The sequence below is a fragment of the Domibacillus sp. A3M-37 genome (assembly GCF_024213455.1).
GTDB classification, from domain to species: domain Bacteria; phylum Bacillota; class Bacilli; order Bacillales; family Domibacillaceae; genus Domibacillus; species Domibacillus tundrae.
In genome coordinates this window covers 166,520-187,422 of the sequence record NZ_JANAVL010000004.1, presented here as the reverse complement: position 1 = coordinate 187,422, position 20,903 = coordinate 166,520, and the positions used below count along the sequence as shown (strand labels likewise).

Below are 20,903 nucleotides of genomic sequence, written 5' to 3'. Positions count from 1 at the left end.
ATCAAGCCTCGCTGTTCATGCTTAATTCAACCAAAATCTCTGGACCGGCCAACCGGGCTTTTTGAATGTGCTCTTCATTTAAAACGGCTCCAGCCGGAATCAGTACTTCCCCGTTTAATTCAATGTCTTTTGTCGTGGTTTTACCATTTAACAGCTTGCTTTGCTGATCATCGATTAGTTGAAGCCAGCGGTCAATAGAAGAGACTTCTGGTGACTCACTTTCTTCAAGCTGTTCATCTGCTTCTTCTAAGACATGCTCCGCACGGGCCTCCTGATCCGTCAATTCGGCTGTTTCCAAAGCCGGATTTTGTTTACCTTCTACTAAATAAAGCTCGTTATCTGCCTCTTGTCTTTGTTTTTCTCCTGGCAATACAGCATTTCTTTCTTTTTCTTCATTCTGCTTATCAGGTTCAATGTTAGCTAAATGCGGCTTTTCTGCTTCCTCTTCAAGTGATTCTTTCACAACGTCTTCACTGACAATAATTAAGTCGCGGCCGTACGTCACGACATATTGCCCGTTTACAATAAACGAGCCTTCGTTGTCTTTAACAAACAGCTGCACAATCTCGCCCGTTTCATCATCAATCATATATTCAACTGCCTGACCGATCAGCTGCCCTTTTTTTGTCATGAGGCGTGTTTGTTCAATCTTTGTTTTTCGGTTTAGTAATTCATTCGCAACCGGAATATTATTCATTTCGATGACACTGCTTTCGTGATCAATCGTCAGAGCGTAATCACCAATCCCAATAATTTTGTTAAATGGAATTGCTTTTCCTTCTTGCTCCCACTCTTCGTGGCCAATCGTCACAAAATCGATGCTTCTTTTTTCTGGATTGATAATAAGTGATTTCGCCTGGCCGATTTCAACACCATCTGCAATGCTAATAATCGGGAGACCTTGCACTTCACTGCTTTTCTTCATCTCTCTCACCTGTTTTCATTGTTTGATTTGTGACCATCTCTTTAATACTTTTAATTTCTTCTATAAGAACCGAATAGGCTTGAAGACGGATCATGAGCTGATCCGCAAACCGTATTGCCTGAAGCGGTTCATCATTCGCTACATAAAATGCCAGAAGCATTCGGGCAATAACATAATAGTCGCGGTCATGAAGCGGCGCCTTTAAGTAGCTTAGCATAAGCTCCTCTGCCTCTGAATAAGGCAGCACTTTTTGCTTTATGGCAATTTCCTGAACGATAATATGCAGCCAATCCGGCGATAACAATGACCGCTCCGGCTCTTGCTTTTGCTCTGTTTCTTCCTTTTCACTCTCTTGAGGCACAGGCTCATTATCAACTGTCTCATGGGGCAATGTTATTTCATCGTTATCGTTTTCCACTATGTCTTCTTCTAAAAAGGCATTTGCACTGTCATGATCTTTCTGAATGAATGGAAGCTCTCCACTTTTCTCCGTTGTTTCGCTCAGCTTTTCTTCTCCATCCGGATTAGCAGTCAGCTGTTCGATGTTGGAATCGTCTTGTTCTGGAACGAAAACGTCTTCAGGCTCTTCAATGGCTTCCAACTCTTCTTCAGAAGACGTTTCTGTTCCTGAAGCCGACTCTTCTTCAAATAAATCATTTAAATAACGTTCGTCCAGCTCATCCATTTCTTCCGAGCTGTCCTCCAACGTTTCATCCAAGGCATTTGCACTGGCACGATCTTTTTGAATAAGTGGAAGCTCTTCACTTTCTTCCGATGTTTCACTCAGCTTTTCTTGTCCATCCGGATCAGCAGGCAACTGTTCGATATTGGAATCGTCGTATTCTAGAACTAAATCTTCTTCAAGCTCTTTAATCGTTTCCAAATCTTCTTCTTCGGAAGACGTTTCTGTTTCTGAATCTAACTCTTCTTTAAATAAATCGTTTAAATAACGCTCGTCCAGCTCATCCATTTCTTCCGAGCTGTCCTCCAGCGTTTCATTAATTGTTTTTTCTTTTGTTTCTTCAAAACCAACGCTTTCGGATTCGATTGCTTCTTTCTCATCCAAAGAAGCAGATTCCTCTGAAAACAATTTTTGTAAGTATGTGGCCTTTTCATCCACTTCATACAGGGTTTCAGAATTATTCACTGTCGTTTCTTTTTCGCCGGCTTCGCTTAATACTTCCAGCCAATCATCCTTATTTTCGTCGACCGGCTCTGTTTCTGCTTCTTCTGCCTCATGCTTATCTTCTGCATTTGCATGACTGAATAGCAAGTCGAGTTCCTCAAGGTCGCTTTCAGGCTCATCCTCTCGTTTCGGATCAGTGATTTCTCCACGATCAGCTGCCTCATTTGACCACGTCAATTCTTTAAGAACATCCGGGTCATCCTGTTCATGATTAAAGGCCACTTCTTTACCTACGTCCTCCACAGGTACCTTTTCTGCACTTGGAGCGGCGGCATGATCAGCAGCAGAAACGGTATCGATCCCTTGGCTGTTCTCTACACTGCCGTCTTGCTTTTTTTCGAAAGAATCCGGCTTCCCTTTGTTTTTTTCATCTGTATGTATCAACATCTGTTCTGGGGGGGCAGACACGTTTTTCTTGAAAAATGGCAGCTGCAGCCGTTTTATTGTCTGGCCGTTAAAATCCGTTTCCTTGTCTTCTGTTTCTTCTAGATGTATTGCTTCTGCAGACCAAACCGGAAGTCCGTATTTCAACGTTAAGTAGCCGACCATTATAAAGATGAGAAGGCCGATCAGAACACCTTGCCATAATGGGAGATAAGCGATTGTCATCATGATGGCGCCAGCGATCGCAAAACTTTCAAGTGCAATAATTAATTTTCCTTTCAATGAAATCCCGAGCGGCAGCCACGGTAAAATAGGCAAAATAAGTAAAAATCCAATAAACATCATGACTGTTTTCGTCATTAACAACCCTCACTATTACTAATGTAGTAGAATAATTACAAAATTTTCACATAAGAAATGCTATACAATAGAAATATTGTATAATAAAGTTACGTAATTGCAAAGAAAGGAAAGAAGAACGTGACGAAAAAGATAAAAAATTGTCAAGCAGGTGTCACTTTACTCGAACTTTTGTTATCTCTTACTATATTAAGTATAATTCTGCTGTCCGTCACTAGTTTCTTTTTTCAGGCTGGGACTTTTAACGCGTCAAATGAAAGCAGAACGGTTGCATTAAATGTGGCCCGGAACGCTTTGATGTTTATGGAAAAGGAGCCCTTTGTCGAAATGCGGCATGAATTTTATGAATACTCCAATAATCCTACAACTGAAAAGTGGCTAAAAATGTGTCCCTCTGAAGACGACGCCGATATTCTTGTATATACGCTTGAGCCCACGAATCCAGAGTCAAACAATGTAGACGAAGCAAAATGCGAAAATATTGAAGTAAACGGCGGCTCTTACGATGTTACGGTTTCCTCAAAGAATGTTGCTGATGAAGAAACTAAAAAATATTACGTTCCGATTGAGGTGAAAGTGAGGTGGAAAGAAAATGAACCGGAAGTGGAGCTGGATGGCACGATTAAAAGCGAGGATATGCGATGAGCGCGGCATAAGCTTAATGGAGGTTCTCGCTGTCATCGCGATCATGGCGATCATAGCACCGGTTTTAACGAGTACACTTGTCACCGGGCAGAAAATTTTCACAAAACAAACTGCTGAAACCCAGTTTCGGGAAGACGCCGATTATGTGACAACTCGGATTATGAATGAGTTTTACTCGACTCCTTTTGACGAAGTTACCAGCTGTCTGGACGGCTCCTGCGTCACCATTATCAACAGTATGGAAGCAGCCTTCAACGAAGTGGAAAATCAAAATAAGGACAGTGACAGTCCTGATTCCTATTATGACCCTATTCAAGAGGACAAAGGCGCCGAAACCGAAACAAAAAAGATCTTTATTGAAGGTAGGCAAATTAAAATTCAAAAATCCGGCACTGACAATGACGGTACTGAAACGCTGGAGGTTCCATCCGGTTTCATCGAGAATCCAGATGGTAAACCGATTTTTCGTGTTACCTGCACATCTGAAACAGCGTCCTCTTCCTGCCAAAGCGGAACGATTGAGCTTGTTTTCAACTTACAAAATGACCGGACCGTGGAAACTATGCAATTGGAAAGTAGGTTTGGATTTTAATGAACCCCTTACGTAATGAAAAAGGAAATGCGCTGCTGTTTGTTCTGTTGGTCACGGTTGTTATATCAACGATCGGCCTCGCCGTCGTTGCATCCACTATTGGCGGAGCAAAACGCACAACCGTTCGTGTAGCAGATGTAGATGTAACATACGAAGCGGTCAAATCGATTGATTCGTACAGCGCTGAGTTGTCAGACGCTTTGAGAAGTGACAGATTTGAGTTATTTAAAACGTCAGATGAAGGGTCAGTTAACCTTGAGCCAGTTACTCCTTCAAATATTGACATTCTGCTAGAAGGAACGAAAACCGAGATTAGTAACACATTAAAAGCTGAAAACGAAGCCATTGTCACGATAGATGTCCATGATGTTACTGATAACTATCCGATTAATAAAGCAGAGTCCCTCACCCGGGTGCTTGAAGTATCCATTACCGCGAACGAGCCGGACGGGTCGGCTGTTGTTTCACGGACAGCCAAAAAAGAACTGATCATCTCACCCTTGCCAAGCTTTTTAAAATACGCGCTCGGCTCTGAAAAAGGAACATTGACGCTTAATGGCTCCCCTCACCTTGAAGGAAATATTTTTGCCAATAAATTATCCATTGACAAAAACGCTTATTATAATACGTCAACAGGAAGAGAACTTGATAGTGAAACACCCATGCCTTCCATCTCAGGGGACTTATATGTAGGAACACCTGACCTCTATACAGATTGGAATTTTGATCCGACCGCTTTAACCAAAGAGCTCGTTCCTGAAAACTTTTATTACGAAAAAGTGCCGATGCTGAAAAATGACAGCCAGTACCAGTCGATTGAATTTAATCAGGCGTATAAAGAGAATCGCAATTCTGCTGAAGGAGAAACCATTGTGCCTCCAGCCACTGCGCTAGACAACGGAGCCATAAATCTAACAGTGCAAAGCGGCATTCCACTCGTTAACTCGGTCGTCGGCGGCATAATGAAACTAGTCCCCCAGACATTATCAGAATACGCCAGCAAACAACCAAATATTTCTAACGTAAACTATGTCGGAAACGCCGTTGTAAGACCAATTGGCACCTTAATCAAAAATATAAATGTAAAAGGATCTTTAACCATTTATGCACAAGACACGTTAACCATAGAAAACATCTCTGTTTCCGGCGGTGTTTTGAATATTGTTAATGAAGGCAGCGGGACGGTTACATTAAACAAAAACATCGTCTCTGACAGCGGGCTAACACTCGAAAATAAAACAGGAACAATCAATACAAAAACTGCCAAACTGTATGATGAACTGGCGATTACGATTAAAAATGAAAGTGGCAATATGAATTTAGGTTCTATGTACAGCCAGGAAGATGCCTTTATCACAAATGGGAACGGGAAAATAAAGATTTCAGCTCCTTTACAAACGGGCAAAAATTTACTCGTTGATAATAAAGGCGATTTATCTATTGATTTTCCGGCGGCGGCTGCCAATAGTGTCAACACAGTTTATAGTTTAGGCAACGTAAAAATCACGTCTGACGGGAATTTTGAATTAAAAAACCATTTGGAAGCGGCCGGTTCGATTACGCTTGATTTGACAAATAAAGCGGCGATCGAAGGGCTCATTCTTTCTCAGAGTAATATTAACCTTTATGCAAAAGATAGTAAAAAAGAAGACAGTATAGAAGATGATCATATTTATTTTGACGGTGCACTGTTTACGGAGGAGAACTTGACGATTCAAGGCGGCGTTGAGCAAGATGGACAGGCAGAAAACGACCTTTTTTCGATTAACGGTACGATGTATGCGCGAGGTGAAACGAAAATCTCTAATTTGTCCATCCGCGGCTGGAACGATGGACAGCTTGTTTCGTTATCAGGTGGTTCGCTACTGATCACTCGAATTAATGAGTTTCAGAACTTTGAAGACAGCGACGAACCTGAAGAAGGGCCGTACGTGCCGGAAGAAGATTCAAACCGTAATGTGCAGCCACTGAAAGGATTTTTTTACACGGACAAAGATGTAGAAGCATCCCTTCCAAAAACAGCAGCCGCTGAATTGTACGGCGTAGGCTCTCTGTTTTTTGTAGATGGCGGCTTGTTTGCGAAAGGCGATTTTGTTATTAACGCTGTACGGGGGGACACAAATGGCTACGATATTACAAGCGCTGTTCCTGGGGCTGCTCAGCAAACAGACCATTACTCACGGTTTATCATCAATTACAACCGGAATATTCTGCTTGGCCAGCTTGATTACTTGCCGAGAGTGAAGTATTTGTCAGTATACAGCGACCAGCTGACATTGGAATAATGGACAACAAAGAATCCCCGGGACAGTTCCCCAGGGATTCTTTGTTTTATTACCATCTTCCATCGATGCTGTCGGCTGATTCGCCTCCGTTGTCACTGCCGGTTTCAAACACAGCCGTTGCTTGTTTCGTGACTGTGCTTCCATCCGGCTGCTCCTGTGTGACCGTCGCGGTAACATCCGTATAGCCTTTGCCCGATTCATCAGACTCGATGTACCAGTCTCCATTCGCATCTTCTGTAATGGTGACAACCCCGTCAGTTGCCGCTTCCACATTGGTTACATCAGGTTCTGTTGCATCCGACGGCGTTATGTCCAGCAAGTTGTCAACCAGCTCATTTTGTTTATTCGTGTACTTGGCTTGATCAAACGCCACACCTTCAAGTTGAACGAAGTCCGATGTTACAGTGACTGGAATTGTAATCTTAGCACCCGGATTGCTGTTGGATGTTACGGTGAACTCGGACGCTCCTTCTTTCACGCCGAAGACTGTTCCGATCATTTCTTCTTTCTTATCTGACTTTTTCTGCGCTCCGGCAAATTCCCCGCCGCTTGTCACATCTACTTTCCATGACGGGTCCGTCGCGTCTTCAGGGAATACTTTCACTTCAAATTCGACAGCTGATCCTTCGGCTACAGAAATCTGGTCAATTTTTTGCGGGTTATCGCCCGTTGACCAAATTTCAATCCGTTCTGCCTTTTTCTGGATTGTCACTTGTTTTGAAACGATTTCTTCACTGCTGAGTGAGAAGCCGCCGAATGATCTTACCTCAATTTTATTTGTGCCTAGTGTTGTCAATGGAACACTTTGATCTTTTCCGAGCGATATCCACTCGCTTATTTTCCACGCCACACCTTCTTGTGTGCTGATACGGTATTCATAACGAACACCTTCGCCTGCTACAAGCTGTGAAAGCTTGGCATCGACATTTTCATAAACGGTTGATCCATTCGCAATCATGTTTTTGCTAGTTACACCTGTCAAGCCGATATCAGCAGTAAAGTATAATGTGGCGGTTGTGTTATCCGAATACGTAATTGTGATGGCTTTTTTGTCTGCGCCCGTGAAAACAATGTCTTTTACCGGTTTTGGCAATAAGCCATAATCATTCGGGAAGGTTGTTTCCGCAACGGTTTTGCCCGTTGACTTCTCGACCTTTTTAATGGTGCCGTTCGCATAACCATCGTAGTAATAATTGTTTCCGTCATCCAGACGTACTTTGCTTGTGATCCGCTCTGAAGCAGACGGGATCGAAGAACTGTATGTTTGATTAAACCGTGTATCCTGGTATTCTACGCGGGCTTGCGGCATCGTTACATTGTTAAGCGCCCAATCCGCTTTTAATTTCAATGATGCAGTAAAAGATGCCGGCGTAAAAGCTCCATTTGCGTACGAAATGGTTTGATTTAACGTAATGACGGCTTCTTTTCCACCGTTGGCGCTAGGTCGAACCTGCACATTAGACGCTGATTCGTCGTCAAGACTAATCCCATCCGGCAGCGGCTGAATGAGCTTAATGTTGTTTAACGTACCTCTAACGGTGCTGTTGCTCAGCCCATTCGGTCTCAAGCTGTATTCAGCGCTGAAATAATTTGTTTTTGCCCCTGCCTGCTTAATCAAGTTGTTAACAGGGTTGGCTTCTGATTCCCCTTTTAACACCATACTGCCGTTAATGGCCGGCGGCGCTTCCGCAGCAACTTGAATCGTAACAGACGGAATCGTGACAGAGGCTGTAGAACCATCCGGACGTTTGTATGTTAGGTTAATATTATCAAACGTGTATGTTCCCACTGCACTAAACTCAAGCGGCAGCGTTAAATCAACAGGTGCAGGCGCATTTTGCAAGTATTCATATTCAAATGATTTACGCATTGTTACTTTTGTGCCGTCCACTGCAGCGTTGGCTCCTTCAGCGACCGTTACTTTGCCGCCAAACTTGGCTAAGTCAATGGTAACTTCGGCGTCAAGCTTTTGCTTGCTGATCGATTCGGCAATATCAAGGAAGATTTTGTCGACATTACCCTCCGATGCCCTGCTTGCATATGCACCGGTAACCGAAGATAACTCTTCTAAATAACCTTGATCAAGCTCGGTTTGGTTGTTTCCAAACCCGATAGAATACATTTTAGTTTGGTTGCTGCCTATTTGCTGTGCTGTTTTTTTAGCACGATCTTTAATGTATTGGATTAATGAAAGACGCGCAGATTTATTATTTGCTAATCGAAAATTGTTATTTTCGTCATAAATACCTGAGAGATAGTATCCATTTGAATTATTGTATTGCACAAAAACGCCATTCTCGTAAAAATGAACCGCTTCTTTAATCGGTTTGGAATAGTCATATTCACGCTCTTCACAACCACCCCACCGGTATTTTACACACTTTGATTCATATTCAACTATCTCATTTGAAGCTGTTAAATGACCATCTGTCATAAAGATAATATTCTTATCATTTGCTGAGCCATTTAGCATCTGTTGTGCTAATTCCATCGGGTCACGATAATTTGTCCCGCCCAGCGCATAGACGTTAGATACTTTACTTCTTATCATACTGAAAGTTGCATCTGATTTTTTAGTTAACTGAACTACATTATTGGTGTCTACTGTAGTGTTAAAAGGGATAAAGGCAAACCGGTCATTCGGTCCTGCATTCTGTTTAAAATAATCCAGCGCTTTGTACATCGCATCTTTTGCACTTTGAAACTTCTGAGGACGATTGCCTGATTCATTCATTGATCCAGACGTATCAAAAATAAAAACGACATCCACCGGTTTACGTGCAAGCTGATCGTATTTCCCGAACGGTGTCATTTTCATATCAATCCGGGCCTGGGCATTGCTGTCTACCGGTTTTACAACGATAGATTGAGAGGGAGAAGCGGTCATAGAAACACCGATGTCATTTCCCGCTGCTTCCGTTTGAATTGCACCATGCGGCATTATTAATAAAACGACCATAATAAATAAGATGACATTAACTACATTTTTTTTCATCACGCACCAGCCTTTTCCTTGGAGGCATTCTTTCTTACTATTATATATACCCTATCCTCATTTGGAAAGAATTGTTTTCGTGCCTTTTTTCACGCTAGAAATAAAGTAAAGCGACCCGGTAATGATTAGAACGTCCTGTTTTGAGGCATTCTGTTGGAATGATTGAATCATAGATTGGTAGCCTTGAACAATTTGAACTGTTTCGGATGTAAATTGTTCATAGTGTTCAACGCGTGCGGCACGCGGGAAATTAAAGGGTGCAAGGTACAGATGGTCTGCGGTTTCTTTCAGCATGGCAATCATCCGATCCAGCGGCTTGTCTTTCATCGCGGCAAACAGCACAGTGATGTTTTTGTCCGGAAAGCGCTGGCCAATCGTCTTCACAAGTGCGGTAACACCTTCTTCATTATGGGCGCCATCCGCAATAATAAGCGGAGATTCAGACAGTGTTTCAAAGCGCCCTGGCCAAACAGCTTTTTGAAGCCCATTTTCCACATGTTTGTCTTCGATTAAAAACGAATAATACACGCGTAAAAAGTCAGCTGCCATAACAGCTGTCGCAGCATTTTGCACTTGATGAAGCCCAGCGAGACCTGTTTGGAGCGACGAACTTGTACGATAGGCGGATGTGAAATCAAACTGTTCACCCTTTTTTGTTGAAGCGGTCCACACCCCGGTAAAATCGCGTCCGTGTTGATATAAAGCTGCCTTTTTTTCTTTTGCCGTTTTAGCGATGACAGCGAGCGCTTCCGGCTGATGAACTGCTGTCAGTACTGGAACACCGCTTTTTATGATACCTGCTTTTTCACTGGCGATCTCTTCAATCGTATCGCCGAGAAATTGGAGGTGATCCATGCCAATCGTTGTAATAATCGACAGCACCGGATGGACGATATTCGTCGAGTCCAGACGGCCGCCGAGACCGACCTCAAACAGGACAATGTCGACCGGATGCACATAAGCAAAGTAGTAAAAGGCCATGGCGGTAATAATTTCAAATTCACTTGGACCGCCGATTTCCATGTCTTCCATTTCGTCCGCAATCATTTTGATTTTCCCGGCAAGAAGCGTGATTTCTTCGTCTGATATTGGCGTGCCGTTCACACTGATTCGCTCATTGAATTGCTCAATATACGGCGATGTAAACGTTCCAGTTTCAAAACCTGCCTCCGTTAAAATAGATCTAAGCATCGCCGTGGTTGAGCCTTTTCCATTCGTTCCACCGATATGGACAGTTTTTAAGCGCCGCTCCGGATGATCGAGGCGTTCCATCATATAGTTCATTCGTTCAAGGCCCGGCTTAATGCCGGTGCGGAGGCGTCCGTGTATCCACGCAAGTGCTTCTTCATAGTTGTTCATTCTAATTCTCCTTATGTACGAAAAAGACGAACCCGCCTAGGTGACGGTTCGTCTTTTTCGCTTAATTCTTTAAATCCTCGATACGTGCTTCAACAGCTGCCAGCTTTTCACGGTAATCTGTTTCTTTAGCACGTTCTTCCTCAACAACCTTCTGAGGTGCTTTTGACATAAACCGCTCATTGGCGAGTTTCTTCAGGACGCGGTCCACTTCAGACTGCCATTTTGTTTTTTCTTTTTGGAGACGGGCAATTTCTTCATCAATATTGAGAAGACCTGCGAGCGGCATAAACAGCTCTGCTCCTGTCACAACAGCAGTCATCGCTTTTTCCGGCGCCGCCGGATTTATCTCGATCACAAGCTCGTCCGGGTTGCAGAATCGTTCGATATAGTAGCGGTTGTCTGTCAATGTTGCCAGCACCGATTCGTCTTTTGCTTTCAAGACGAGCGGCACTTTTTTGCTCATTGGCGTGTTGACTTCCGCCCGAATGTTGCGAACCGCCCGGATAATGTCCACGAGCAGCTTCATGTCAGCTGCCGCTTCCTTGTTTGTTAGAGAAGGATCTGCTTTTGGCCAAGACGCTTCCACAATGGTTGTACCTTCGTGCGGCAGGTTTTGCCAAATTTCTTCTGTAATGAACGGCATAAATGGATGCAAAAGCCGCATCGTGTTATCAAGCACATAAGCAAGAACGGAGCGGGTCATTTGCTTCGCCTGCTCGTCTTCACCGTACAATGGCAGCTTCGCCATTTCAATATACCAGTCACAAAAATCGTCCCAGATAAAGTTGTACAATGTCCGGCCGACTTCACCGAATTCATATTTCGCAGACAGATTGGTTACACTGTCGATTGTTTCATTGAGGCGGGTTAAAATCCACTCGTCCGCCACCGACTTTTTGCCGGTCAAATCAATTTGAGCGTACGTCATGCCGTCCATATTCATGAGGGCAAAGCGGGACGCATTCCAAATTTTATTAGCAAAGTTCCATGTTGCCTCGACTTTTTCGGTCGTGTAGCGCAAGTCCTGTCCCGGTGAACTGCCCGTTGCAAGGAAATAGCGGAGTGAATCAGCGCCGTACTGATCAATGACTTCCATCGGATCCACACCGTTGCCGAGTGATTTGGACATTTTGCGTCCTTCCGCATCACGGACAAGACCGTGAATCAATACGTCATCAAACGGACGTTCACCGGTAAATTCAAGCCCCTGGAAGATCATGCGGGATACCCAGAAGAAAATGATGTCATACCCGGTAACGAGTGCTGCTGTTGGGTAATAGCGCTTGAATTCAGCAGAATCGGCATCCGGCCAGCCCATTGTGGAAAACGGCCATAGGGCAGATGAGAACCACGTATCAAGCACATCGTTATCCTGCTCCCAGTTTTCCGCATCTTGAGGTGCTTCATGTCCAACGTACACTTCGCCTGTTTCTTTATGATACCAGGCCGGAATACGGTGACCCCACCAAAGCTGGCGCGAAATACACCAGTCGCGAATGTTGTCCATCCAGTGCAAATATGTTTTTTCAAAACGGTCCGGCACGAAGTTGACTTTGTCGTCTGTTTTTTGAAGCTCAACAGCTGACTCCGCGAGCGGCTCCATTTTTACAAACCATTGTGTGGACAAATACGGCTCCACAACGGCGCCGCTGCGCTCCGAGTGGCCGACTGAATGCAGATGCTCTTCAATTTTAAACAGGACGCCTGCTTCCTGAAGATCTTTGACAATTTGCTTGCGGCAGTCAAAACGGTCCATTCCATTGTATGTACCAGCTTCCGCGTTCATTGTGCCGTCTTCGTTCATAACAAGAATGCGCGGCAGATCGTGACGGTTCCCGATTTCAAAGTCATTCGGATCGTGGGCAGGCGTGATTTTCACCGCACCGCTTCCAAATTCCTGATCGACATAATCATCCCCGACAATTGGAATCACACGGCCGGTGATCGGCAGCACAACGTTTTTGCCGATCAAATGCTTGTAGCGATCGTCATCCGGATGAACGGCTACTGCTGTATCACCAAGCATCGTTTCCGGGCGGGTCGTCGCGACTTCAATAAAGCCGGAACCATCTTGGAGCGGATATTTCATATGATAAAACGCGCCCTGCACGTCCTTGTAAATCACTTCAATATCAGAAAGAGCCGTTTTTGTGGACGGGTCCCAGTTTATAATGTATTCACCGCGGTAAATCAACTCTTTTTCATAGAGCTTGACGAACACTTCACGGACAGCTTTGGATAGCCCTTCATCCAATGTAAAACGCTCACGGCTGTAGTCAAGGCCCAGACCAAGCTTTGCCCATTGTGCGCGAATATGTCCGGCATATTCTTCTTTCCATTTCCATGATTCTTCAAGAAATTTTTCACGGCCGAGGTCGTAGCGTGTTGTGCCTTCTTCTTTTAATTTCTGCTCTACTTTTGCCTGCGTTGCAATACCGGCATGATCCATGCCAGGAAGCCATAGCACGTCATAGCCTTGCATACGCTTCATACGTGTTAAAATGTCCTGCAGCGTCGTATCCCATGCATGCCCAAGATGAAGTTTCCCTGTCACATTTGGGGGCGGAATAACAATCGTATATGGCGTTTTGGATTCATCACTTTTCGCTTCAAAAAATTTACCGGCTGTCCACCAGTCGTATCGGCCTTGTTCGATCGCCTGCGGATCGTATTTCGTCGGCATTGTTGTTTCTTGTTGTGACATCATTTCTTCCTCCTTGGTATAGAAAAGCGCAAGGCGCACATCTTTCAGCGACCAGCATAAGACGATTTGTCATTAGAACAAAGGCTAAAATCGCGGCGTCGTCCGCAACGCCTTTGTGACTCACATCCTGTGAGCCCTCAAGCTGATGGCGCCTGGAGCTGGACATCAATAAAAAATAAAAAAAGCCCCGCCGCCTGAAAAGGACGAAGAGGCTGCTTGCGGTACCACCTTTTCCAGGTCCACACGTTTCTTTTCAATACCATTATCTTAGCCGAAAATGCTTCTGTACGTCAACCTCGCGCACATGTTTTTCACGCAATTCATATGATATGAAAAAAGGATGTGTTCCCTGTGATGCGCCATTACGACCGGTGGCCGCCTTGGCTCCGGCACTGCCGTTTTATGTGCTGCCGGATGATTATCCCCCTTTGCTGCTTTCAAGGGCTGCGCACGATTTTTTTGCCGACAACGTTTGATGTTATTCTTTTATCTCTTCTTATTCTTCTTGCGGCAGCTCTTCATCTTGAGTGGCTATAAGCTCCACATTCCCGGATGAAACTTGAAAACGCCATTTTGCCTTTTGTCCAGGCCGCTCTTCAAGCCAGCTGAAAATGGAAGAATCATCTTCCGTTCGTTTTTGAACTTGAACAGCGGCTTCCTCGGTTTCATCATCGACAGTCTCTTCTTCTGTTTCACTGCTGTTTTCCTCTATTTCACCGAGGATAATTGTTTCTTCTGTTTCATTATCGATTTCCTCGGTTGCAGTCATTACAGCCACTTCATTATGCTCAATTGCAATAGCTGACACAGCAACAGCCAATTCCGCCTCCAGTATGAGACGGTCCGGTTTTTCTATTTTGTAATCAAACGTATGAATTTGAATATCCGCCGCAGCCGCAGCCCGCTGATCTGGCGGCAGCACTCCCTGTACCGGAATGTGACGGAAAAATTGACGGGCCGAATCTTCTTCAATCCCGGATATACTGTTTATCCGGTACTCGCCTGTTATCTCAATCGATCCCTGTATAACAGAATCCTTAATCGTTACCTGCGGGTCAAGCGAAATGGACAGCAGCTCATCCACTTCTTCCCCTTCCGGAAATACAACATCCTCCTGAATGGAAACAAAAAATAACTCCTCCATGCACACCCCTCCCTTTCGCGCTAGTGTATGCGCCAAAGAGAAGAAACATGAAAAAAAGTGTCAGTCCCCACAACGGTTTAACGCAATGGGGGACTGACACCAAAATATTATTTTTTTAAACGGCTGAATGCTTTTTCAGCCGCTTCAATCGTTTTGTTTATATCTTCATCGGAATGAGCCGTTGAAAGGAATAAGCCTTCAAACTGAGATGGCGGCAAAAAGATGCCTTCAAGCGCCATTTCACGGAAATAGTCCGCGAACAAGTCAAGATCAGAATTTTTTGCATCATCATAATTTTGAACCGGTCCTTCGTGGAAGAAAAATCCAATCATCGAACCTGCACGATTAAATGTAATCGGAATGCCGTGCTTGCCGGCTGCGTCCGTAAAACCTTTTTCAAGGAGATCTGCTTTGCGTGTAAATTCTTCATAAGAAGCAGGCGTCAATTGGCGCAGCGTTTCGAGCCCAGCAGCCATTGCCATTGGGTTGCCGGACAAGGTGCCTGCTTGATAAATAGAACCAGCCGGTGCAATGTTATTCATAATTTCTGCTTTCCCGCCATACGCACCAACAGGAAGACCGCCGCCGATCACTTTGCCAAGACACGTCAAGTCCGGCGTGACCCCGAAGTGGCCTTGCGCACAGTTGTAGCCGACGCGGAAGCCAGTCATGACTTCATCAAAAATAAGCAGTGAGCCATTTTGTTCTGTCACTTCACGCAGCCCTTCCAAAAAGCCCTGCTGCGGGGGGACAACCCCCATATTGCCTGCAACCGGCTCCACAATTACGCACGCAATATCATCACCAAATTGTTCAAACGCGAAACGAACACTCTCTAAATCATTATATGGAACGGTAATCGTATTTTTCGCGACGCTTTCCGGTACACCAGGGCTGTCCGGCAAACCAAGCGTCGCCACACCAGAACCCGCTTTAATCAGCAGCGAGTCCCCATGACCATGGTAGCACCCTTCAAATTTCAAAATCTTGTCACGGCCAGTATAACCGCGAGCGAGGCGAAGTGCGCTCATCGTCGCTTCCGTTCCGCTCGACACCATCCGGACAACTTCAATCGATGGAACGCGCTCAATAACAAGCTTGGCCATTTCATTTTCTAAGAGTGTCGAGGCCCCAAAGCTCGTACCTGTTTCCGCGCTTTTTTTCAACGCTTCCACGACCTGGTCGTTCGAATGGCCTAAAATAAGCGGCCCCCATGACAGCACATAGTCGATGTATTCATTTCCGTCAATATCGTAAATTTTCGAGCCTTTGCCCCGCTCCATAAAAATCGGATCGATGTTTACCGATTTAAACGCACGAACCGGACTGTTTACGCCGCCCGGCATCATTTGGACGGCTTCTTTAAAAGCTGCTTTTGATTTTTCGAATGAACGCATGAAAACGCCTCCTCTTATTGTTCGTTCAGCCAGCGTGCCGCATCTTTTGCATGATACGTCATAATTAAGTCGGCACCCGCGCGCTTCATGCTTGTTAACGTTTCAAGCACAATCGCTTTTTCATCTACCCAGCCGTTCAATGCGGCCGCTTTCACCATCGCATATTCACCACTTACGTTATACGCAACGACCGGCGCGGCAAATTCATTGCGCACATCCCGGACAATATCCAAATAAGACAAAGCCGGCTTAACGATTAAAAAGTCTGCCCCTTGCTCGATATCCGCACGTGCTTCCCGTATTGCTTCACGGCGATTCGCCGGGTCCATCTGATATGTTTTCCGGTCGCCAAACTGAGGGGTAGAATCAGCCGCATCACGGAATGGACCGTAATAAGCAGATGAGTATTTGACGGCATATGACATAATCGGCACTTCTGTATAACCTGCTTCATCCAGCCCTTTCCGGATCGCCGCCACAAACCCGTCCATCATGTTTGATGGGGCAATGATATCTGCCCCGGCTTCTGCCTGGCTGACCGCTGTTTTTGCCAGTAAATCAAGCGATGGATCGTTTAAAACAGTACTTCCCTCAATCACACCGCAATGGCCATGATCCGTATATTCACATAAACACGTATCGGCGATCACAACAAGATCCGGATACTGGCCTTTTATATAGCGAGTCGCCTGCTGGACGATGCCATGATTGTGATACGCACCGGTTCCGACCGCATCCTTCACATCGGGCAAGCCGAATAAAATGACTGATTTAATACCGAGACCGACCACTTCATCCAGTTCTTCTTTTAACTGGTCAATCGACAGCTGGAATACACCCGGCATCGATGGTACTTCATTACGGATTCCTTCTCCTTCCGCCACAAAAAGCGGATAAATAAAATCATTCACCTGAAGCTGTGTTTCCCGCACAAGCGCACGCATATTCGCTGTCTGGCGCAAACGGCGGTGTCTGTCAAAATTCAATTCCATCATGATCACTCCTTATAAAATTCGCTTATTTCGCTTACAAGTGCATCAATTGTAAATTCCGCTGGACAAACCGAAATCGGCATGCCAAAAGATAATGCTTCTTTTTCTGTCACCGGTCCGATCACACCGTAGTCCGCATCCGGGAGCGGTTCTCCCGCTTCCTGAAGCGTCTTCATAAAATGCCTTACAGCGGATGGACTTGTGAATGTAAACATATCCATCTTTTCCGTTCGGATCAGCTTTAATAAGTTCGCCTGCTCTTCTTTCGGAAAATAGGTTTCGTATACAGTCCAGTCATCGGCTCGTTTACCTGTTTGGCGGATTGTATCCCTGATCAAACTGCGGGCCAGATTACCTTTTGGAATCAGTACTTTCTCGGGCAGAAAAAGACCTTTTTTTATTTCTTCCGCTAGATCATCCGCGGAAAAACGTGCCGGCATATAAGAAACTGGCAGTCCATAAGATGCCATTGCTTTCGCCGTTTGAGTGCCGATTGCAGCCCACTTCGCCTCGATTCCATCCAAAAGATGCCCCGCTTTTTGCATAAAAAAATCAACACCATTTTTGCTTGTAAACAAAATCCAATCATATGTATGCAGGCTGCTCAGGATCGCCTCGTCCTGCTCATCATCAAACTGCCGGAACGCGATAAGCGGCACTGCGTATGCTGTGCCGCCCGCTTTTTCTATTTTACCAATAAACGGTGCTGCCTGTCCCGCAGGACGCGTCACAACGATTCGTTTATCAGCCAGTGGCTTCATTCTGATGCCGCTCTCGCCGCTTCGATCAGTTCCACAGCACCGCGTAATTTCAACAATCGTGCAGCTTCCAGCCCAACCTGCTCGGCATCTGCTCCCGAAACGGTTTCTTTTAAAATCGTTTTCCCGTCCGGCGAAGCAACGAGCGCCGTTAAAGAGACCTCTTCACCTGTGACCGCCGCGAAGCCTGCGACCGGCACTTGGCAGCCTCCATCAACCGCGCTTAAAAAAGCACGTTCCGCTGTAACGGTCCGTTTGGTGTTTTTACACGTAAATTGATCAAGAAGGGCCAGTAATTCCGCATCATCCGCGCGGCACTCAATCGCCAATGCCCCTTGTCCAACAGCGGATACCGACAATTCATCATCCAAAAATTCGGTGACAATATTTGATGACCAGCCCATACGCGCAAGACCTGCTGCCGCTAAAATAATCGCATCATATTCTCCATTTTCAAGCTTCGTCAGCCGCGTATCAATATTGCCGCGAATCCATTTGATTTCAAGATCTGGTCTTGCCGCCAACAGCTGTGCGCCACGACGAAGGCTGCTTGTTCCGATGACAGAACCTGCCGGCAAGTCACGGAACTTCACATGTCCATTCGAAATAAATGCATCACGATGGTCTTCACGCTCCGGCACCGCACCAATAACAAGTCCTTCCGGCAGGACAGCTGGCATGTCTTTCATGCTGTGGACCGCCATGTCAATCTCACCGTCAAACATTGCCTGTTCAATTTCTTTGACAAACAAGCCTTTCCCGCCGACTTTTGATAACGTGACATCTAAAATACGGTCGCCCTTTGTAACGATTTCTTTTACTTCAAATTCCGTTCCTGGTGATAGCACTTTTAGCTGGTCAATGACCTGATTGGTCTGTGTCAGCGCCAGACGGCTTCTTCTTGATCCGACAATAATTTTCCGCAAAATGATTCCCTCCATAACAGCCCGAAAGCCGGTGTCACGAATACCAGAAATGGAATGTGGACAGCCGGCTTCCGAGGAAAAAGTTCATTAAGATGATGAGAAATGCTGCTGTGTTCATATAAGCAAGTGTTTTTCCCGATACACCCTTTCGTACTTTCACGTACAAAAAAGCACTATATACAAACAGTAAAACAAAAGACGTAATAATTTTCAAATCAAACCAGCTGACGTCCGGCAATTTAATTGTTTTCCAGACAAGTCCAAGGATCAGGCTGAGCAATAGAAGCGGCACACCCATCGCATTTAAAATGACTGACAGCTTCTCAAGCTTTCCGAGATCCCCCAGACGCCAAAGCCGCTCGTTCCACTTTTTCGTTTTTAAGAGCCGGTACTGCAGCACGTAAAGCGCCGAAAAAATAAACGACAGGGAAAAGGCCCCGTATGATAAAATGGCGATCGTAATGTGCAAAAGCAATAATTCCGATATGAGCTTTTCTGCCGCCGCCTGCGATTCCACTTGTACAGGTGCAAACGTATGAATTGTCATGATCATAAATCCGATCACATTTGTAAAAAACACGGTAAAATCCATCCGGAGCAGTTTGTTTAGCACAAGTGAAAACGTAATAAGCACCCATGCATAAAAATAAAGGCCTTCAAAAAGGGTCAGGACCGGAAACCTGCCTGTGTTGTACATGTACAGGCATAAAAAAATTGTTTGAAGGCTCCAAACAATCGTTAAAATCCAGAAGGCGATTTTGTTCGCCCTCTGGTTTTTTTGAACAAAATCAAGAAAATAAAGCAGTACGCTTACTGCGTATAAAATAATCATAAGTTCATGAAGACGTGTCATTCCCTGCTCCAACATCGCGTAACCTCACTTAAAACTGGAGTAAAGGCTTTGTCTGAACCATTTGAACGCGCTCTTCTTCTTCCTGTGCACGCTTCAATTCATTGACGTCCTCTTCGATATTGAAAATGCGCATAAAGAGCTCAAGCTTTTCCGCTGCCCGCTTATCGCCGGCAAGTTCTTTCGCCTGCAAAATCGGGTCTTTCAGCATTTGATTGACAATACTTTTCGTATGCTTGCTCAACACTTTCCGGTCACGTTCCGATAAATTCGGCAGCTTCCGATCAAGGCTTTCCATCGTTTCCGCTTGGATCAAAAGCGCTTTTTGACGAAGTGCGGAGATAACCGGTACAACACCAAGCAAGTTAACCCATTCATTAAAAGCAACAATTTCGCCTTCAATCATGATACCGATTTTTTGGGCAGCTTTTTCACGTTCAGCCAAGTTCGCTTGGACAATTCCTTCCAAGTCGTCAATATCGTATAAAAAGATGCTGTCAAGATTGGCAATATCCGGTGCAATATCACGCGGCACTGCAATATCAACCATAAAGAGCGGCCGTCCTTTACGCATTTTTTGCACGCCAGTCATCAATTCTTTCGTAATGACATAGTCTTTTGAGCCAGTCGAACTAATTAAAATATCTGCTTCACCGAGCGCGGATTGCAGGTCTTCCATCGTTTTCGCCTCGCCGTTAAACCGGCCGGCGAGTGTTTCCGCTTTTTCAAAAGTCCGGTTCATTACAGTCACTTTTGTCGCACCGCTTCCGTGCAGGTTTTTAATCGCCAGTTCGCCCATTTTCCCGGCACCTAAAACGAGTACGTGACGGCCGTCAAGACGTCCGAAAATTTTCTTGGCAAGTTCAACTGCCGCATAGCTGACGGATACCGCGTTGGCGCCAATGTTTGTTTCTGCATGCGCGCGTTTCGCCAGTGTAACCGCCTGTTTGAACAAGTGATTGAAAACAGCACCCGCTGCGCCCATTTCCTGTGACTGAAGAAAGCTTTGGCGGACCTGTCCAAGAATTTGTGTTTCGCCTAGCACCATAGAGTTTAAGCCGGCGGACACACGAAAAAGATGTTCTACCGCTGCTTCTTGCTCATAAATGAACAAAAACGGCGTGAACTCCGCCTGCGGAATATGAAACCATTTTGATAAAAATTCTTTAATATAATAACGGCCGGTATGCAGCTGATCGACGACCGCATAAATTTCTGTACGGTTGCATGTCGATACAATGACATTTTCGAGCACACTTTTCTGTTTTTGGAGCTCGGTCATGGCTGCCGCAAGCGTCTCTTCCTGAAAAGACAAGCGCTCGCGGATTTCTACCGGGGCTGTTTTGTAATTTAATCCCACCGTGATGATATGCACGTATCTTGCACCCCCGAAAAACGAAT

16 protein-coding genes and 1 pseudogene are annotated in these 20,903 nt (G+C 45.2%); 5 read left to right on the top strand and 12 right to left on the bottom strand.

The window, feature by feature from the left end; all coding sequences use genetic code 11:
• Position 1: 1 nt before the first annotated feature.
• Positions 2-925: a PRC-barrel domain-containing protein gene (locus NLX67_RS09260; RefSeq protein ID WP_254311507.1), complete on the bottom strand. Its 924-nt coding sequence runs from the start codon at positions 923-925 to the stop codon at positions 2-4.
• Positions 909-2,855 (bottom strand): hypothetical protein, encoded by a 1,947-nt coding sequence (locus tag NLX67_RS09255; RefSeq protein ID WP_254311505.1) that lies wholly within the window; start codon positions 2,853-2,855, stop codon positions 909-911. The genes NLX67_RS09260 and NLX67_RS09255 overlap by 17 nt, the downstream gene beginning before the upstream one ends.
• A 120-nt stretch (positions 2,856-2,975) precedes the next feature.
• Between NLX67_RS09255 and NLX67_RS23200 the strand changes: the two are divergent.
• From NLX67_RS23200 to NLX67_RS09240, 4 genes and pseudogenes are all read left to right on the top strand, one after another.
• A pseudogene (locus tag NLX67_RS23200) lies at positions 2,976-3,059 on the top strand (prepilin-type N-terminal cleavage/methylation domain-containing protein); the annotation flags it as partial.
• Positions 3,060-3,182: 123 nt separating this feature from the next.
• A complete protein-coding gene (locus NLX67_RS09250) occupies positions 3,183-3,500 on the top strand; it encodes a hypothetical protein (protein WP_254311503.1) in 318 nt (105 codons plus the stop codon).
• Positions 3,448-4,092, top strand: a complete 645-nt coding sequence (locus NLX67_RS09245) for a hypothetical protein (RefSeq protein WP_254311502.1) — start codon at positions 3,448-3,450, stop codon at positions 4,090-4,092. Before NLX67_RS09250 ends, NLX67_RS09245 begins: the two co-directional genes overlap by 53 nt.
• On the top strand, positions 4,092-6,377 hold the full coding sequence (locus tag NLX67_RS09240; RefSeq protein ID WP_254311500.1) for a hypothetical protein: 2,286 nt from the start codon (positions 4,092-4,094) through the stop codon (positions 6,375-6,377). Before NLX67_RS09245 ends, NLX67_RS09240 begins: the two co-directional genes overlap by 1 nt.
• A gap of 49 nt (positions 6,378-6,426) precedes the next feature.
• Here NLX67_RS09240 and NLX67_RS09235 read toward each other — a convergent pair whose 3' ends face one another.
• From NLX67_RS09235 to NLX67_RS09225, 3 genes are all read right to left on the bottom strand, one after another.
• Positions 6,427-9,372 carry a vWA domain-containing protein gene (locus NLX67_RS09235; RefSeq protein ID WP_254311499.1) on the bottom strand — a complete coding sequence of 982 codons (2,946 nt, stop codon included), beginning with the start codon at positions 9,370-9,372 and terminating at the stop codon, positions 6,427-6,429.
• Between the two features lie 57 nt (positions 9,373-9,429).
• A complete protein-coding gene (locus NLX67_RS09230) occupies positions 9,430-10,731 on the bottom strand; it encodes a bifunctional folylpolyglutamate synthase/dihydrofolate synthase (protein ID WP_254311497.1) in 1,302 nt (433 codons plus the stop codon).
• 61 nt (positions 10,732-10,792) lie between these two features.
• Complete coding sequence (locus NLX67_RS09225; protein ID WP_254311580.1) at positions 10,793-13,435, bottom strand: valine--tRNA ligase; 2,643 nt, start codon at positions 13,433-13,435, stop codon at positions 10,793-10,795.
• Between the two features lie 354 nt (positions 13,436-13,789).
• Between NLX67_RS09225 and NLX67_RS09220 the strand changes: the two genes are divergently transcribed.
• A complete protein-coding gene (locus NLX67_RS09220) occupies positions 13,790-13,972 on the top strand; it encodes a hypothetical protein (RefSeq protein ID WP_082091462.1) in 183 nt (60 codons plus the stop codon).
• Here the strand turns inward: NLX67_RS09220 and NLX67_RS09215 are convergent.
• The 7 genes from NLX67_RS09215 to hemA all read right to left on the bottom strand — a co-directional run bounded on the left by NLX67_RS09215 (position 13,932) and on the right by hemA (position 20,877).
• Positions 13,932-14,579 (bottom strand): hypothetical protein, encoded by a 648-nt coding sequence (locus NLX67_RS09215; protein ID WP_254311496.1) that lies wholly within the window; start codon positions 14,577-14,579, stop codon positions 13,932-13,934. The genes NLX67_RS09220 and NLX67_RS09215 overlap by 41 nt on opposite strands.
• A gap of 107 nt (positions 14,580-14,686) precedes the next feature.
• On the bottom strand, positions 14,687-15,976 hold the full coding sequence (hemL, locus tag NLX67_RS09210) for a glutamate-1-semialdehyde 2,1-aminomutase (protein WP_046178651.1): 1,290 nt from the start codon (positions 15,974-15,976) through the stop codon (positions 14,687-14,689).
• A gap of 14 nt (positions 15,977-15,990) precedes the next feature.
• Positions 15,991-16,971, bottom strand: a complete 981-nt coding sequence (gene hemB / locus NLX67_RS09205) for a porphobilinogen synthase (RefSeq protein WP_254311495.1) — start codon at positions 16,969-16,971, stop codon at positions 15,991-15,993.
• Positions 16,972-16,973: 2 nt separating this feature from the next.
• The gene (locus NLX67_RS09200) at positions 16,974-17,729 is read right to left on the bottom strand and encodes a uroporphyrinogen-III synthase (RefSeq protein WP_254311493.1); all 756 of its coding nucleotides are present in this window, start codon (positions 17,727-17,729) and stop codon (positions 16,974-16,976) included.
• Positions 17,726-18,652, bottom strand: a complete 927-nt coding sequence (gene hemC / locus NLX67_RS09195) for a hydroxymethylbilane synthase (protein WP_046178648.1) — start codon at positions 18,650-18,652, stop codon at positions 17,726-17,728. The genes NLX67_RS09200 and hemC overlap by 4 nt, the downstream gene beginning before the upstream one ends.
• A gap of 34 nt (positions 18,653-18,686) precedes the next feature.
• Positions 18,687-19,520 (bottom strand): cytochrome C assembly family protein, encoded by an 834-nt coding sequence (locus NLX67_RS09190; protein ID WP_046178647.1) that lies wholly within the window; start codon positions 19,518-19,520, stop codon positions 18,687-18,689.
• A 13-nt stretch (positions 19,521-19,533) separates the two neighbouring features.
• The gene (gene hemA / locus NLX67_RS09185; protein WP_254311492.1) at positions 19,534-20,877 is read right to left on the bottom strand and encodes a glutamyl-tRNA reductase; all 1,344 of its coding nucleotides are present in this window, start codon (positions 20,875-20,877) and stop codon (positions 19,534-19,536) included.
• Positions 20,878-20,903 lie beyond the last annotated feature (26 nt).